Here is a 14,011-nt window from a genome sequence, read left to right on the forward strand (position 1 = left end):
GCACACTATCAGTTGAACAAGCTGTAGAAGAATAGACGGATGCTATCCCAGACGCGGCGGAAGATACCACCTTCGTCGACGGCGTCCAGGGCGATCAGGTCGGCGCTGTGCACCACTTTGTCGTCCAGCTTGACTTCGACCTTGCCGATCACATCACCCTTGGCGATTGGGGCAACCAATTGCGGGTTCATGGTCATGCTGGCCGCGAGCTTTTTCAGCTGGCCTTTAGGCATGGTCAGGGTCAGGTCGTCGGCCAGGCCGGCTTTGACCTGGGAGGTCGCGCCTTTCCACACTGGCGCGGTCGCCAGCTCAGCACCCTTCTGGTAGAAGGTCTGGGTTTCGAAGAAACGGAAACCGTAGGTCAGCAGCTTTTGCGTCTCGGCCGCACGGGCCTGCTCGCTGTTGGTACCGAAGACCACGGCGATCAAGCGTTGGCCGTCACGGACAGCAGACGACACCATGCAGTAGCCGGCTTCGTCGGTGTGGCCGGTTTTCAGGCCATCGACGGTCTTGTCGCGCCACAGCAACAGGTTGCGGTTAGGCTGCTTGATGTTGTTCCAGAAGAATTCCTTCTGGGAGTAGATAGCGTAGTGCACCGGGTCGACGCGGATGATCGCGCGCGCCAGGATCGCCATGTCGTGAGCCGACGAGTAGTGCTCTGGGTTCGGCAGGCCGGTCGGGTTCATGAAGTGGCTGTTGGTCATGCCCAGGTCGGCCACGGTTTTGTTCATCATGTCGGCGAACGCGTCTTCGCTGCCGGCGATGTGCTCGGCCAGGGCGACGCTGGCGTCGTTACCGGACTGGATGATGATGCCGTGCAGCAGGTCGCTCACGGTGACCTGCGAGCCAACCTTGATGAACATCCGCGAACCGCCGGTACGCCAGGCGTTTTCGCTGACGGTGACCGGGTCGTTCTCGCCGATCTGGCCGCGACGGATTTCCAGGGTCGCGATGTAGGCGGTCATCAGTTTGGTCAGGCTGGCCGGCGGCAGGCGCTGGTCACCGTTGCTCTCGACCAGCACGTTGCCACTGGCGGCATCCATGAGGACCCAGGACTTGGCGGCCAGTTGCGGGGAAGCCGGCACCATTTCAACGGCCCAGGCGGCCGGGGTGATGATCAGCGAAAGAAGCAGGCACGTGCGTTTGGCTAAGGTGGTGATGTTCATCCGTCTCTCGAAATTGCTTATGGAAACTTGCCCTCGCGGGCAAAACTTATTCAGACAGCCCGTTGCCAGACTGTCGCGTGTTCGGTTGCCCGCTCACCCCTTGCCCCTGGGTTTTTATTGTTCAACGAGCCAACAACCAGGGTTCGAGCCCGCGCACGAGCCTGAACCATCAATGCTTACTTATTCTGAAGTGACCACGCTGGGTTGCCCCAGGTTGGCCATGCGTACGCTGTTCTGTACGTGTGCGACTTCGCTCGGCGAGCCGATCGGGCCCATGCGTACACGGTGCAATGTCTGCTGGTTACGCACGATGGAGCTGATAAACACCGGCGCGTTGACCATACCACTGAGCTTGGACCTTAACAGTTCTGCCGCATCCGGGTTGGCGAAAGCACCCACCTGCAGGTATTGCCCGCCGGCCATGGATGCGCCAGGCGCCGCATGGGGCACGACCACCGTATCAGGCGCGTGCTGTGCCGGCGGCGGCGTCCACTGCTCGATCTTGCCCGTGGAGGCCGTCACTTGCGGCTGTTGGGTTTGCGGCTCGTTGAGCATCAACGGCGCCGGCTTGCCACGCTGGGCCCAGTACTGGGCCGGGTCAATGCCTTCGACCTTGACGCGCGCGGTGCCGGTTTCGGCGTAACCGAGTTTCTTCGCGGCGGCGTAGGACAAGTCGATGATGCGGTCCGAGTAGAACGGCCCACGGTCGTTGACCCGCAGGATCACCGTGCGGTTGTTGTCCAGGTTGGTCACCCGCACATAGCTGGGCAGCGGCAACGTCTTGTGGGCCGCGCTCATGCCATACAGGTCATACACTTCGCCGTTGGCGGTGTTCTGGCCGTGGAATTTGGTGCCATACCAGGACGCCGTGCCCGATTGCACGTAGGTCTTGGACTCCTGCAGCGGGAAGTAGCTCTTGCCCAGCACGGTATAGGGGTTGGCCTTGTACGGGCCAGTGTGCAGGGTTGGCGTGGCATCCGGGATCTTTGACACGTCGACGTCCCACCACGGCGCGCCGTCTTTGTGCGCGCGGTTGATGTCCAGGCCTGGCTGGGCACGGACGACTGCGCCGCCGGACTTCTGCGCCGGCGCGCGGCTGTTGGTGGTGGAACAACTGACGACCAGCAAGGACAACGCGGCGAACGCCACCAGCTTGAGCGGTTGATAGAACGGCGATGCCCGCATTACTTGTTGCCCCGTGCTTGGACCAGCATGTCTGACAGCTGATGCACGGCCATGGCGTACATCACACTGCGGTTATAACGCGTGATTGCGTAGAAATTCTTCAGGCCCATCCAGTATTCCGGACCGTTTTCGCCTTCGAGGCGGAACGCGGTGACCGGCATATCATCAGGCAGCGCATTCTGACTCGACCAGCCCAGCGCCCGCAACTCCCCGACCGTCTTGGCGGGCTCGATGCCCTGGGTCAGGCCTTCATCGGCACGGTCCCCGGTGACGTCGGCGCGGATCACCACCGGCTCGCCAGCGACCCAGCCATGGCGCTTGAAGTAGCTGGCCACGCTGCCGATGGCGTCGTCGGGGTTGCTCCAGATATTGATATGCCCGTCGCCGTCAAAATCCACCGCATAGGCGCGGAAACTGCTCGGCATGAACTGCGGCAAGCCCATCGCCCCGGCGTAGGAACCCTTGAGGGTCAGCGGGTCGACCTGTTCTTCGCGCGCCAGCAGCAGGAATTCACGCAGCTCCTTGCGGAAGAAGTCAGCGCGCGGCGGGTAATCAAAGCCCAGGGTCGACAAGGCGTCGATCACCCGGTAACTGCCGGTATTGCGCCCGTAAAAGGTTTCGATACCAATGATCGAGACAATCACCTGGGCCGGCACGCCGTATTCCTGCTCGGCGCGGGCCAGTACCGCCTCGTGCTGGCGCCAGAAGTCCACACCCCGCGCCACGCGGGCGTCGGTGAGGAACATCGGGCGGTATTCCTTCCACTGTTTCACGCGTTCGGCTGGGCGAGAGATGGCGTCGAGGATCGCCTGCTTCTTCTGGGCTTCGCGGAACACGCCCATCAGTTGTTCACCGGCGAAACCATAGTCGCGGGTCATTTCACCGACAAACTCGGCGACCTGGGGTGAACCATCGTAGTCACCGGCCTGCGCCTCTTGCGTTGCGCCCAGCAGCCCAATCAGGCCCATCCAGGACGCGTGCCGAGTCGCCCAGCCGCGCATTACTTGCATTGACATCTTCACCTTATTCAAACCTGCGCGATCCATTTACGATGCGTATGAATCGACATCAAAACCCCAAACGCTGACAGCAATGTCACCAGCGAAGTTCCGCCGTAGCTAATGAACGGCAACGGCACCCCAACCACCGGCAACAGGCCACTGACCATACCGATGTTGACGAAAACGTAAACAAAAAAAGTCATGGTCAAGGCACCGGCCAGCAATTTGCCGAACAGCGTCTGCGCCTGCGCGGTGATCACCAGGCCGCGACCAATCAACAGCAAATAGATCAGCAACAGCGCGCATATGCCCACCAGGCCGAACTCTTCGCCCATCACCGCAATGATGAAGTCGGTATGGCTCTCGGGCAAAAAGTCCAGGTGCGACTGGGTGCCCAGTAACCAACCCTTGCCAAATACTCCGCCGGAACCGATGGCGGCCTTCGACTGAATAATGTTCCAGCCCGTGCCCAACGGGTCGCTTTCGGGGTCGAGGAACGTCAGGATCCGCTGCTTCTGGTAGTCGTGCATAAAAAAGAACCACATGGCCACGGCCACGGGCACGGCGGCGGCCAGCACGCTGAGGATCCAGCGCCAGCGCAATCCGCCCATGAACAGCACGAACGCACCGCCCGCCAGGATCAGCAGCGAGGTGCCAAGGTCGGGCTGGCGCACGATCAGGATGAACGGCACCCCGATCAGAATCAGGCTGATCCCCACGTGCTTGAGCTGCGGCGGCAAGGTGCGCTTGGACAGGTACCAGGCGATGGTCGCCGGCATCAGAATCTTCATGAATTCCGACGGCTGGAAGCGAATCACCCCCGGGATGTTGATCCAGCGGGTCGCCCCCATGGCGTTGTGGCCCATCACGTCCACCACCACCAGCAGCAGCACGCCAGCGACATAACCGAGTGGCACCCATCGCGCCATGAAGCGCGGCTCAAGCTGGGCGATCACCACCATCGACAACAACCCCAGGCCGAACGACGACGCCTGTTTGATCAGCAGGTCCCAGTTCTTGCCACTGGCCGAATACAGCACGAACAGACTGCCGGCCGCCAGGGTCAGCAGCAGGATCAGCAACGGGCCATCAATGTGCATGCGCTGCAGCAACGTCGCACGGCGACGCATCACATCCTCACTGGAGAGGATGCGGTCAAAATTACTCTTCACGGGCCGTAACCTCGGTGCTTGAAGGGGGGCCGCCATATTCGGGCTTGAGCCTGCCGTCGTCGGCCAACAGCCAGGCGTCCATCACTTGGCGCACCACGGGCGCAGCGACGCCGGAACCGGACTCGCCGTTCTCGACCATCACCGCCACCACGATTTTCGGGTCGTCCGCCGGGGCAAAGCCGACAAACAAGGCGTGGTCACGGTGGCGCTCCTGGACCTTGGTGCGGTCGTATTTTTCACCCTGCTTGATCGCCACCACCTGAGCGGTACCGCTCTTGCCGGCGATGCGGTATTGCGCGCCAACCGCCGCCTTGCGTGCGGTGCCACGGGCGCCGTGCATGACTTGCTGCATGCCGTGGTTGACCTTGGTCCAGTCCGACGCATCGCGCAGCACAATGTCCGGGATCGGGTTGTCATCCACCGGCTTTTCGCCTTCGATGGTCTTGGCCAGGTGCGGACGGTTCCAGATACCTTTGTTCGCCACCAGTGCCGTGGCCTGGGCCAGTTGCAGCGGCGTGGCCTGCATATAGCCCTGGCCAATGCCAAGAATCAGGGTTTCACCCGGGAACCACGCCTGGCGACGGGTCGCTCGTTTCCACTCCCGCGACGGCATCAAGCCGGGGGATTCCTCGAACATGTCCAGGGAGACCTTCTGGCCGAGGCCGAACTTGCCCATGTAGGCGGACAAGCGGTCGATGCCCAGCTTATGCGCCAGGTCGTAAAAATAGGTGTCGTTGGAGCGCATGATCGCGGTGTCCAAGTCGACATAGCCGTCACCGGTGCGGTTCCAGTTACGGTATTTATGATCGTAGTTGGGCAGCATGTAGTAGCCCGGGTCGAACACCCGGCTGGAGGCCGTGACCACCCCCGCGTCCAGACCGGCAATCGCCACCGCCGGCTTGATCGTCGACCCCGGCGGGTACAGACCGCGCAGTACGCGGTTGAACAGTGGCCGGTCAATGGAGTCACGCAACTCGGCGTAAGCCTTGAAGCTGATGCCGGTCACGAACAGGTTGGGGTCAAAGCTTGGCTGGCTGACCATCGCCAGCACTTCGCCGGTCTTCGGATCCAGGGCAACCACCGCGCCGCGACGACCGCCCAAGGCCATCTCCGCCGCTTCCTGCAATTTGATGTCCAGGCTCAGCACGATGTCCTTGCCGGGCACCGGATCGGTGCGTTTGAGCACCCGCAGCACGCGGCCACGAGCGTTGGTCTCGACTTCTTCGTAACCCACCTGGCCGTGCAGCTCGGGCTCGTAGAAACGCTCGATGCCGGTCTTGCCGATATGGTGGGTGCCGCTGTAATTGACCGGATCGAGGGTTTTCAGCTCTTTTTCGTTGATTCGCCCCATGTAACCGACAGAGTGAGCAAAGTGCGGCCCTTGCGGGTAATGCCGCACCAACTGCGCCACCACTTCCACACCCGGCAAACGGAACTGGTTCACCGCGATCCGTGCGATCTGCTCTTCGGTCAGCTCAAACAGGATCGGTACCGGCTCGAAAGGCCGGCGCCCCTGTTTCATGCGTTTCTCGAAGATCGCCCGGTCTTCCGGCGTCAGCTGCAGCACCTCGACGATCACATCGAGGATCTGCTGCCAGTCACCGGAGCGCTCACGGGTCATGCTCAGACTGAAGCTGGGCCGGTTATCCGCCACTACCACGCCATTGCGGTCGAAGATCAGCCCGCGGGTCGGCGGGATCGGCTGCACATGCACCCGGTTGTTTTCCGACAAGGTGGAGTGATAGTCGTACTGGATCACCTGCAGGAAATACAGGCGTGCGATCAGCACACCCAACAACGCCACCACCATGATTGCGCCAAACACCACACGCGAGCGTACAAGACGTGCGTCTTTCTCGTGGTCCTTGATGCGGATCGGCTGGGTCATCGGGAGGGGCGCAGATTATTTGTGGTAAGGGTGCCCGGACAGAACTGTCCAGGCGCGATACAGCTGTTCACCGATCAGAATCCGTACCAACGGGTGCGGCAGCGTCAGCGCCGACAGCGACCAACGCTGATCCGCCCGCGCACAGACTTCCGGCGCCAGCCCTTCGGGGCCGCCGACCATGAAGTTGACCGTACGCGAATCCAGGCGCCAGCGATCCAGTTCCACCGCCAACTGCTCGGTGCTCCAGGGTTTGCCGTGGACTTCGAGGGTGACGATGCGCTCATTGGGGCCGACCTTGGCCAACATGGCTTCGCCTTCCTGACGGATGAAGCGCGCCACGTCGGCATTCTTGCCCCGGGTATTGAGCGGTATCTCGACCAATTCCAGCGACAGCTCAGCGGGCAGACGCTTGGCATACTCGTGCCAGCCTTCTTCCACCCACTTGGGCATGCGTGAACCGACAGCAATCAGACGCAGGCGCACAGCCGTTCCTTATTCCTGGTCTTTGTTCAGCTTGTCGAAGTGCGCGTGGCCCACTTCCGGGCTGTGGTGCTTGCCATCGGCGGCACGGCTCTGCTCGGCGCCTTTCCACAGACGCTCCAGGTCGTAGAACTGACGGGCGTTGGAGGTCATCATGTGAACGATCACGTCGTCCATGTCCAGCAGCACCCAGTCACTGTCGCCCTTGCCTTCTTCACCCAGCGGCTTCACGCCTTGGGCTTTGACGGCTTCGCGGACCTTGTCGAGCATCGCGCCGATCTGGCGGTTCGAGGTACCGGTGGCGATGATCATGTAGTCGGTGATGCTCTGCTTGTCGCGCACGTCCAGTACCTGGATGTCCTGGGCCTTGACGTCTTCAAGGGCCGCCACGGCGACTTTTACCAGTTCTTCGCCAGCCAGCTCAGGGCCGGTGTGGGCTTCTACTGGCAGCGGAGCGCTTTTGAAGGTGCCTTTGCGCTTAACTTTGCTTACGTCTTTGTTCGTCATATAAAACTCGTTTTGCTCGTATGTTCGGGCGCCCGCTCTACGACTGTGCGTAGGTTCGAGCGCGCCTTTTCAGTTCGACGCACGGTAAAGCCCGTGCGCATCGATGTAGGCCAGGACCGCGTCAGGCACCAGGAAACGTACCGACTTCCCGCTGGCCAGCAGTTGACGGATCTGGGTGGCGGACACCGCAAGCGGGGTCTGCCAGACGAATGCAATATTCCCGTTCGGCCCGGTCAGGGCCAAGGGGTCACTTACCGACCGCGCGGCCAGCAGGTTGCGCAAGGCATCCGGCGGTTCGCTGTCGGCATCCGGGCGTTGCAAAACCAGGATGTGGCAATGCTGGAGGAGTTCCTCCCAGCGATGCCAAGAGGGCAGGCCGCAAAATGCGTCCCAGCCCAAAAGCAGAAACAACTGGTCATCCACGGCCAACTCGGCGCGTATCAGTTCCAGGGTGTCCACAGTGTAGGACGGTTTATCGCGCTTGAGCTCGCGGTCGTCCACCACCAGCGGCGTTATGCCGTCCACCGCCAGGCGCACCATTTCCAGGCGCTGCTGTGGCGACACTTGCGGCGTATCGCGATGGGGCGGCCGAGCGTTGGGCATCATGCGCAGCTCGTCCAGCGCGAGGGCATCCGCGACTTCCAGGGCACTGCGCAAATGGCCGATGTGCACGGGGTCGAAGGTACCGCCGAGCAGCCCGATGCGTTTACCCATCAAGTGCGCACATGACCATCGCCGAACACCACGTACTTCTCACTGGTCAGGCCTTCCAGGCCAACCGGGCCGCGGGCGTGGAGTTTGTCGGTGGAAATACCGATCTCCGCCCCCAGGCCGTACTCGAAGCCGTCGGCAAAACGCGTCGAGGCGTTGATCATCACCGAAGCGGAGTCCACTTCGGTGAGGAAACGCCGGGCATCGCTGAAATGCTCGGAAACAATCGCGTCGGTGTGCTTGGAGCCGTAGGTGTTGATGTGTTCGATGGCCTCGTCGAGGTCGTCGACAATCTTGATCGACAGGATCGGCGCGGTGTATTCGGTGTACCAGTCAAGCTCGGTCGCGTCGATCACGTCCGCGCCCAGCAGCGCACGGGTACGCCCGCAGCCCCGCAGTTCCACGCCCTTGTCGCGGTAGATGGCAGCCAGCGGCGGCAGCACGCGATCGGCAATGCCGACGTGCACCAGCAGCGTCTCCATGGTGTTGCAAGGGGCGTAGCGGTGGGTCTTGGCGTTGTCGGCGATGCGGATCGCCTTGTCGATGTCGGCGGCGATGTCGATGTACACATGGCACACGCCGTCCAGGTGCTTGATGACGGGCACTTTGGCATCACGGCTGACACGTTCGATCAGGCTCTTGCCACCACGCGGCACGATCACGTCGACGAATTCGGGCATGGTGATCAGCGCGCCTACGGCGGCGCGGTCGGTGGTTTCCACCACTTGCACCACTTCGGCAGGCAACTCGGCCACGGCCAGGCCCTGCTGGATGCACGCGGCGATGGCACGGTTGGAATTGATCGCCTCGGAACCGCCACGCAGGATAGTGGCGTTGCCGGATTTGAGGCACAGGCTCGCGGCGTCGATGGTCACGTTTGGACGCGACTCATAAATGATGCCGATCACGCCCAGCGGCACGCGCATCTTGCCGACCTGAATGCCGGATGGCAGGTAACGCATGTCGCGGATTTCACCGATGGGGTCAGGCAGCTTGGCCACCTGACGCAGGCCTTCGATCATGTCGTCGATACGTGCCGGGGTCAGCGCCAGGCGGTCCAGCAGGGCCGGTTCCAAGCCATTGGCGCGGCCGTTGGCCAGGTCTTGCTCGTTGGCGGCGGTCAGCTCGGAGCGCGAGGCATCCAGAGCGGCGGCGGCGGCCAGCAGGGCACGGTTCTTCTGCGCAGTGCTCGCACGGGCGATCAGCCGCGAGGCCTGACGGGCAGCGCGACCCAGGCGGGTCATGTAGTCAAGAACGGACTCAGTCATAGTCAGGGAGTCTTGGCAGGGAGGAAAGCGGCAGATTATAGCTGTGACGCCGCCCGACTGACAGCGGTGAGGGGCGGATGGTCGAAATGAACTGTAAAAACCTGGGGTTCAGCGGTAATTAAGGTGGGAGTTGTTATGATTCCGTCACATTTAGCCGTATTTACCCTGACCGCCATGCCCAGTTCATCGCCCCAACTCCCCGCCAGCGCCCTGCCCGACAGCTTCTTCGACCGTGACGCGCAAATTCTTGCGCAAGCATTGCTCGGAAAAGTCATCCGCCATCGCGTCGGCGAAACCTGGCTTTCCGCGCGAATTATTGAAACCGAAGCCTATTACGTGGCCGAAAAAGGCAGCCACGCCTCATTGGGCTACACAGAAAAGCGTAAGGCTTTGTTTCTGGATGGTGGCCATATCTACATGTACTACGCCCGTGGCGGCGACTCCCTGAACTTCAGCGCCCATGGGCCGGGCAATGCCGTATTGATCAAATCAGCCTATCCATGGGTCGATGAATTATCCGGCCCGGCGAGCCTGGCGCAGATGCTGCTGAACAACCCGAATGCCGATGGCAGCCCACGCACCTTGCAAAAACTCTGCGCCGGTCAGACCCTGCTGTGCAAAGCCCTGGGGTTGAAGGTGCCGATGTGGGACGCCAAGCGTTTCGATCAGGAACAGCTCTATGTTGAAGACGTGTGCCAGACCCCGATCCAGATCATCCAGACCACGCGCCTGGGCATCCCCAGCGGGCGTGATGAACACCTGATGTACCGCTTCGTCGATGCGGGCTACGCGCCTTATTGCACGCGGAACCCGCTGCGCCGGGGCCAGGTCGAAGACCGCGATTATTTTTTGATTTGATAAGTAATGACCGCTGTCCCTGCTGGAAATCGATACCTGCCACACCGCAGATCCAATGTGGGAGCAAGCCCACTCCCACAGTTGGCCGGCGGTGTGGCCGGCTATGAGTTCGAGAGGAAATGGCCGCACAAATGGAGAGGACTGTATGAGCCAATGGCTCGATAGCATTACCGGCTGGTTAACACTGAACCCCGAATGGCTGGCGGTCGCGGTGTTTATCGTCGCCTGCGTGGAATGCCTGGCCATCGCCGGGCTTATCGTGCCGGGCACGGTATTGTTGTTTGCCATTGCGGCGCTGGCCGGTAGCGGCGCGCTGTCCTTGAGCGAAACCCTGCTGCTGGGTTTCCTCGGCGGCTTGCTGGGTGACGGGGTGTCCTACTTCCTCGGACGACATTTCCATCAGAACATCCGGCGTCTGCCCGGCCTGCGCCATCATCCCGAATGGATGAACGGCGCCGAAACCTACTTCCACAAGTACGGCATTGCCAGCCTGCTGGTCGGACGCTTCATCGGCCCATTGCGTCCTATGCTGCCGATGGTGGCCGGTATGTGCGACATGCCATTCCCGCGTTTCGCCATGGTGAGCATTGTGGCAGCAGCGGGTTGGACGGTGGCTTACCTGCTGCCCGGCTGGGCGACCGGCGCTGCGTTCCGCCTGCCCTTGCCCGAAGGGTTCTGGCCCGAGGCGGCAGTGGTTGCGGGTTGCCTGGCGGCGTTGATTGGACTGAGCCTGAACAGCAGTCTGCGCGGCCATCGGCGCGCCACGTTATGGATTGGGTGTGCCAGCCTGGTGCTATTGATCGCGCTGTTTATTGGCTACCACTCGCTGGACAACTTCGACCACGGCCTGAGCGCCCTGGTGCAGGAACACCGCAGCCCCTGGCTGGACGAAGTGATGGTGCGCATCACCCAACTGGGTGAGTTCAAGAAGATGTTCGTTGCCAGCGCGGTGTTCACCGGCCTGCTGCTATTGGCGCGGCAATGGCGCCACGCAGTGTTCGTTGGCGCAACGCTGGCCGGGGCTGCGGTGATCAACACCGGGACCAAGCTGTTTTTCGCCCGTGGCCGCCCGGAAATCCTCACCGACCCGCTGACCAGCTTCAGCATGCCCAGCGGCCACGCGTCGGGCGCGTTCGCATTTTTCCTGGCGCTGGCGATCCTGGCCGGTCGCGGACAACCCGTGCGGTTGCGCCTGACCTGGATGCTGCTGGGCTGCATTCCCGCCGCTTTCATTGCGCTATCGCGCGTCTACCTCGGCGCCCACTGGCCCACGGACATCCTGGCCGGCACGCTGCTGGCGATGACGGTGTGTGCGTTCAGCCTGGGCATCAGCCAGTATCGAAGCCCGCTGCCGGCCATGTCGCAAAAAACCTGGTGGCTGTTGCTGCCGGCGTTGGTCGCGGTGCTCAGCTTCATCGCACTCACTGGCACGCCCCACGCCCTGCTGCGCTATGCCTATTAAGTGAACAGTTCGCCCTGCAATTCGTCGAGCAGCATCTGGATCGCATCCAGGCGCTGCTGCGGGTCATCGAGTTGCAGCAGGTCGATCTTGTCGGCCTCGGTGAACGGCAGCAGATACGCCAACTGATTGCCCAAGGCTTGCTGGCCGTCGGCGTGAGCGTCCATGTCCAACGACGCCACCATGGGGTGCTCGGCCAATGCCTGGAGCAGCGCCAGCAGGTCGGCATCTTCTTCTTCCAACGGCTGGTCCGGCAGTTCTTCGAGCCACTGCACGTCGGCCACCAGCAGTTGGTCTTTCTGCACACCGGCATCCCGTACGCGAAACCTGCGCCCGCCTTCGACGCGAATCCCCAGCAGGCCGTTGTCCTGTTGCTTGAAGTCGCGGATCAGCGCTTCACAGCCGATCAGCGCGTAGCCGTCCGGCGCCGTGCCCACCTCCTGGCCGTCGAGAATGCACACCACACCGAAGCTTTCGCCCTTTTTCATGCAGCGGGCGACCATATCCAGGTAGCGCGCCTCGAACAGTTGCAGGTCGAGGGTGCAGCCAGGGAACAGCACGGTATTGAGCGGGAACAGCGCCAGACTCATAAAGGTTTCCTTAAACCCGGTTTAAACGATCACCGACACAGCCAGCGGCAGGAACACCGCCGTGGCCACGCCCATCAGACTCATCGCCAGCGCTGCAAAAGCGCCGCATTCTTCGCTTTCCTGCAGGGCCACCGAGGTGCCGACGGCATGAGCAGTCATGCCCAGCGCCATGCCGCGCGCCTCGGGGCTGTGCACCCCCAGGCGAGACAAATACGCCGGGCCGATCATCGCACCGATCACCCCGGTGATCAGCACAAATACCGCCGCCAAAGCCGCCACGCCGCCGATCTGCTCGGCCACCAGCATGGCGATCGGTGAAGTCACCGACTTGGGCGCCATGGTCATCAACATCCTGTGCTCGGCGCCAAACCACCAGCCCAGCAGCACACACAGGCCGGTGGCGAGCACACCGCCTATCACCAGCGTAGTAAAAATCGGCCAGAACAATTGGCGAATGCGCCGCAGGTTCAAGTAAAGCGGCACCGCCAGGGCCACGGTCGCCGGACCCAGCAGGATGCCCATGATCTCGGTGCTCTTGCGGTACTCGGCGTAGCTCAGGCCACAACTGATCAGCACGCCGATCACCAGCAACATGGACACCAGCACCGGCTGCAGGAAGATCCAACGGGTTTTCTCGAACCCTGCCAGTACCAACTGATAAGCGCCGAGGGTGATGCCGATGCCGAACAACGGGTGATGAATCACCGCTGTCCACGCGCCATGCCAGTCGAAGATCATTGATCCTTCTCCTTGCGCTTGACCATCTGCTGCATCAGCACGCCCACGAAGCCCATGGCGATCACCAGCGACAGCACCAGCGCACCGACAATGGCCCAGAAATCAGCGGCAATATCCTTGGCATACACCATCACCCCCACCGCCGGTGGCACCAGCAGCAACGGCAAGTAACGCAACAGGCTGCTGGCCGCCAGGCTCAAGGGCTCGCCGACATCGCCCTTCCAGATCAGAAAACCCAGCATCAACAGCAGCCCGATGATCGGGCCCGGCAGTACCGGCAACAGCAAATGATTAATCGCCGTGCCGATCAGTTGAAACAGCACCAGCCAGGTCAGGCCACGTAACAGCATCCGTTCTTCCCCCTCAATACTCGCCCGCATTATAAGCACGCCCGCCCTATGCACCGGCATTCGCCAAAAGCATGGTGGGTTGACCGAGCCTATCGGCCATGATGATCTACATTGGTTCTCTGTAATCCATAAAAAACCAGACGTTGTACACAGCGTGATGAACCAAGGAGAGACGCAATGCCCTATGTACCCGTAGCGCAGCTCAAAGATTATGTCGGCAAGGAACTGGGACGTTCCGAATGGCTCACCATCGACCAGGCGCGTATCAACCTGTTCGCCGAGGCCACTGGCGATCATCAGTTCATCCACGTCGACCCGGTCAAGGCCGCGCAAACCCCGTTCGGCAGCACCATCGCCCACGGTTTCCTGTCGCTATCGCTGATGCCCAAACTGATGGAGGACCTGCTGATCGTGCCCGAGGGCCTGAAGATGGCCGTCAACTATGGCTTGGACAGCGTGCGCTTCATCCAGCCGGTGAAGGTCAACTCCAAGGTGCGCCTGAACGTGACGCTCAATGACGTCACCGAGAAAAAACCCGGCCAATGGCTGCTCAAGGCCACCGCCACCCTGGAAATCGAAGGTCAGGAAAAACCAGCTTACATTGCTGAGTCGCTGTCCCTCTACTTCGTGTAAGTCCG

The 14,011-nt window shown here is 61.7% G+C and carries 15 protein-coding genes; 3 read left to right on the plus strand and 12 right to left on the minus strand.

Features of this window, described 5'->3' with window-relative positions; genetic code table 11:
* Positions 1–8: 8 nt before the first annotated feature.
* From AC4PS7_RS25090 to AC4PS7_RS25130, 9 genes are all read right to left on the minus strand, one after another.
* A complete protein-coding gene (locus AC4PS7_RS25090) occupies positions 9–1,166 on the minus strand; it encodes a D-alanyl-D-alanine carboxypeptidase family protein (protein WP_010206786.1) in 1,158 nt (385 codons plus the stop codon).
* A gap of 180 nt (positions 1,167–1,346) precedes the next feature.
* The gene (locus AC4PS7_RS25095) at positions 1,347–2,351 is read right to left on the minus strand and encodes a septal ring lytic transglycosylase RlpA family protein (RefSeq protein WP_010206787.1); all 1,005 of its coding nucleotides are present in this window, start codon (positions 2,349–2,351) and stop codon (positions 1,347–1,349) included.
* Positions 2,351–3,361 (minus strand): lytic murein transglycosylase B, encoded by a 1,011-nt coding sequence (mltB, locus tag AC4PS7_RS25100; RefSeq protein ID WP_010206788.1) that lies wholly within the window; start codon positions 3,359–3,361, stop codon positions 2,351–2,353. Before mltB ends, AC4PS7_RS25095 begins: the two co-directional genes overlap by 1 nt.
* A 17-nt stretch (positions 3,362–3,378) precedes the next feature.
* Positions 3,379–4,482 carry a rod shape-determining protein RodA gene (gene rodA / locus AC4PS7_RS25105; protein ID WP_042570827.1) on the minus strand — a complete coding sequence of 368 codons (1,104 nt, stop codon included), beginning with the start codon at positions 4,480–4,482 and terminating at the stop codon, positions 3,379–3,381.
* 31 nt (positions 4,483–4,513) lie between these two features.
* The gene (mrdA, locus tag AC4PS7_RS25110; RefSeq protein ID WP_021492969.1) at positions 4,514–6,412 is read right to left on the minus strand and encodes a penicillin-binding protein 2; all 1,899 of its coding nucleotides are present in this window, start codon (positions 6,410–6,412) and stop codon (positions 4,514–4,516) included.
* Positions 6,413–6,427: 15 nt separating this feature from the next.
* Positions 6,428–6,895 carry a 23S rRNA (pseudouridine(1915)-N(3))-methyltransferase RlmH gene (gene rlmH, locus AC4PS7_RS25115; protein ID WP_003176297.1) on the minus strand — a complete coding sequence of 156 codons (468 nt, stop codon included), beginning with the start codon at positions 6,893–6,895 and terminating at the stop codon, positions 6,428–6,430.
* A gap of 9 nt (positions 6,896–6,904) precedes the next feature.
* Positions 6,905–7,399, minus strand: coding sequence for a ribosome silencing factor (gene rsfS / locus AC4PS7_RS25120; RefSeq protein WP_010206793.1), 495 nt, complete (start codon positions 7,397–7,399; stop codon positions 6,905–6,907).
* Positions 7,400–7,468: 69 nt separating this feature from the next.
* Positions 7,469–8,113, minus strand: a complete 645-nt coding sequence (gene nadD / locus AC4PS7_RS25125; protein WP_010206794.1) for a nicotinate-nucleotide adenylyltransferase — start codon at positions 8,111–8,113, stop codon at positions 7,469–7,471.
* Entirely contained in the window at positions 8,113–9,378 is a 1,266-nt protein-coding gene (locus tag AC4PS7_RS25130; protein ID WP_069673125.1) for a glutamate-5-semialdehyde dehydrogenase, read from the minus strand. Before AC4PS7_RS25130 ends, nadD begins: the two co-directional genes overlap by 1 nt.
* A 174-nt stretch (positions 9,379–9,552) precedes the next feature.
* Between AC4PS7_RS25130 and AC4PS7_RS25135 the strand changes: the two genes are divergently transcribed.
* Both AC4PS7_RS25135 and AC4PS7_RS25140 read left to right on the plus strand, forming a co-directional pair.
* Positions 9,553–10,236: a DNA-3-methyladenine glycosylase gene (locus tag AC4PS7_RS25135; protein WP_069673139.1), complete on the plus strand. Its 684-nt coding sequence runs from the start codon at positions 9,553–9,555 to the stop codon at positions 10,234–10,236.
* Positions 10,237–10,381: 145 nt separating this feature from the next.
* Positions 10,382–11,698 (plus strand): bifunctional DedA family/phosphatase PAP2 family protein, encoded by a 1,317-nt coding sequence (locus AC4PS7_RS25140; protein WP_010206797.1) that lies wholly within the window; start codon positions 10,382–10,384, stop codon positions 11,696–11,698.
* On the opposite strand, the gene AC4PS7_RS25145 is transcribed toward AC4PS7_RS25140, so the two are convergent.
* Genes AC4PS7_RS25145 through AC4PS7_RS25155 form a run of 3 tightly spaced genes read right to left on the minus strand, consistent with a single transcriptional unit; the run spans position 11,695 to position 13,373 of the window.
* A complete protein-coding gene (locus AC4PS7_RS25145; RefSeq protein ID WP_010206798.1) occupies positions 11,695–12,285 on the minus strand; it encodes an LON peptidase substrate-binding domain-containing protein in 591 nt (196 codons plus the stop codon). The genes AC4PS7_RS25140 and AC4PS7_RS25145 overlap by 4 nt on opposite strands.
* A gap of 21 nt (positions 12,286–12,306) precedes the next feature.
* Positions 12,307–13,023: an LrgB family protein gene (locus tag AC4PS7_RS25150; protein WP_044287940.1), complete on the minus strand. Its 717-nt coding sequence runs from the start codon at positions 13,021–13,023 to the stop codon at positions 12,307–12,309.
* Positions 13,020–13,373: a CidA/LrgA family protein gene (locus AC4PS7_RS25155; RefSeq protein ID WP_010206802.1), complete on the minus strand. Its 354-nt coding sequence runs from the start codon at positions 13,371–13,373 to the stop codon at positions 13,020–13,022. The genes AC4PS7_RS25150 and AC4PS7_RS25155 overlap by 4 nt, the downstream gene beginning before the upstream one ends.
* A gap of 177 nt (positions 13,374–13,550) precedes the next feature.
* On the opposite strand from AC4PS7_RS25155, the gene AC4PS7_RS25160 reads away from it, so the two are divergent.
* On the plus strand, positions 13,551–14,006 hold the full coding sequence (locus AC4PS7_RS25160; protein WP_010206803.1) for a MaoC family dehydratase: 456 nt from the start codon (positions 13,551–13,553) through the stop codon (positions 14,004–14,006).
* The last annotated feature ends 5 nt before the right edge of the window (positions 14,007–14,011 follow it).

The sequence above is a fragment of the Pseudomonas sp. DW-iso3 genome, from assembly GCF_058725305.1.

Excerpts from the sequence above, each read along its gene's own strand:
- mltB (WP_010206788.1), bottom strand. The coding sequence starts at position 3,361 with ATGCAAGTAATGCGCGGCTGGGCGACTCGGCACGCGTCCTGGATGGGC.
- AC4PS7_RS25150 (WP_044287940.1), bottom strand. The coding sequence starts at position 13,023 with ATGATCTTCGACTGGCATGGCGCGTGGACAGCGGTGATTCATCACCCG.
- rodA (WP_042570827.1), bottom strand. The coding sequence starts at position 4,482 with ATGCGTCGCCGTGCGACGTTGCTGCAGCGCATGCACATTGATGGCCCG.
- AC4PS7_RS25090 (WP_010206786.1), bottom strand. The coding sequence starts at position 1,166 with ATGAACATCACCACCTTAGCCAAACGCACGTGCCTGCTTCTTTCGCTG.
- AC4PS7_RS25140 (WP_010206797.1), top strand. The coding sequence starts at position 10,382 with ATGAGCCAATGGCTCGATAGCATTACCGGCTGGTTAACACTGAACCCC.
- AC4PS7_RS25135 (WP_069673139.1), top strand. The coding sequence starts at position 9,553 with ATGCCCAGTTCATCGCCCCAACTCCCCGCCAGCGCCCTGCCCGACAGC.
- AC4PS7_RS25145 (WP_010206798.1), bottom strand. The coding sequence starts at position 12,285 with ATGAGTCTGGCGCTGTTCCCGCTCAATACCGTGCTGTTCCCTGGCTGC.
- nadD (WP_010206794.1), bottom strand. The coding sequence starts at position 8,113 with ATGGGTAAACGCATCGGGCTGCTCGGCGGTACCTTCGACCCCGTGCAC.
- rsfS (WP_010206793.1), bottom strand. The coding sequence starts at position 7,399 with ATGACGAACAAAGACGTAAGCAAAGTTAAGCGCAAAGGCACCTTCAAA.
- AC4PS7_RS25155 (WP_010206802.1), bottom strand. The coding sequence starts at position 13,373 with ATGCTGTTACGTGGCCTGACCTGGCTGGTGCTGTTTCAACTGATCGGC.
- AC4PS7_RS25130 (WP_069673125.1), bottom strand. The coding sequence starts at position 9,378 with ATGACTGAGTCCGTTCTTGACTACATGACCCGCCTGGGTCGCGCTGCC.
- AC4PS7_RS25160 (WP_010206803.1), top strand. The coding sequence starts at position 13,551 with ATGCCCTATGTACCCGTAGCGCAGCTCAAAGATTATGTCGGCAAGGAA.
- AC4PS7_RS25095 (WP_010206787.1), bottom strand. The coding sequence starts at position 2,351 with ATGCGGGCATCGCCGTTCTATCAACCGCTCAAGCTGGTGGCGTTCGCC.
- mrdA (WP_021492969.1), bottom strand. The coding sequence starts at position 6,412 with ATGACCCAGCCGATCCGCATCAAGGACCACGAGAAAGACGCACGTCTT.